The sequence below is a fragment of the Pseudomonas sp. 2995-3 genome, assembly GCF_002742565.1.
Lineage (GTDB): Bacteria > Pseudomonadota > Gammaproteobacteria > Pseudomonadales > Pseudomonadaceae > Aquipseudomonas > Aquipseudomonas edaphica.
In genome coordinates this window covers 1-827 of the sequence record NZ_LJSB01000241.1, presented here as the reverse complement: position 1 = coordinate 827, position 827 = coordinate 1, and the positions used below count along the sequence as shown (strand labels likewise).

Genomic DNA, 827 nt, shown 5'->3' with positions numbered 1-827 from the left:
GACAAACTCGACGTCGCCGAAGGCCTCGCCGAGCTGGAAGGCTCCGCCGCCCGCGTCGCCGTTGACGAAAAGCGCATGATCAACTGCCGCGCCGACCTCAACCAACTCGTACCCTTCAAGTACGACTGGGCCTGGCAAAAGTACCTCGACGGCTGCGCCAACCACTGGATGCCGCAAGAGGTCAACATGACCGCCGACATCGCCCTGTGGAAAAACCCCGAAGGCCTCACCGACGACGAACGCCGCATCGTCATGCGCAACCTCGGCTTCTTCTCCACTGCTGATTCGTTGGTCGCGAACAACCTGGTACTGGCCGTGTACCGCCTGATCACCAACCCGGAGTGCCGCCAGTACATCCTGCGCCAGGCCTTCGAAGAAGCGATCCACACCCACGCCTACCAGTACTGCATCGAATCCCTGGCCATGGATGAAGGCGAGATCTTCAACATGTACCACGAGATCCCATCGGTAGCTAAAAAAGCCGCCTGGGGCCTGAAATACACCCGTTCGATCTCCGATCCGAAGTTCGAAACCGGCACCGTCGAAACCGACAAAGAACTGCTGCGCAACCTGGTCGCCTACTACTGCGTCCTGGAAGGCATCTTCTTCTACTGCGGTTTCACCCAGATCCTGTCCATGGGCCGTCGCAACAAAATGACCGGCGTGGCCGAGCAGTTCCAGTACATCCTGCGCGACGAGTCGATGCACCTGAACTTCGGTATCGATGTGATCAACCAGATCAAAATCGAAAACCCGCATTTGTGGGATGCCGAGATGAAGGAAGAAGCGACCCAGATGATTTTGCAGGGGACGCAGCTGGAGATTGA

Annotated in this window: 1 protein-coding gene; it reads left to right on the top strand. The window is 57.9% G+C overall.

Annotated features, from left to right (window positions below; genetic code table 11):
• Positions 1-827 (top strand): ribonucleotide-diphosphate reductase subunit beta (locus tag AOA62_RS24650; protein WP_099550052.1); only part of this gene is annotated, 827 nt, incomplete at both ends.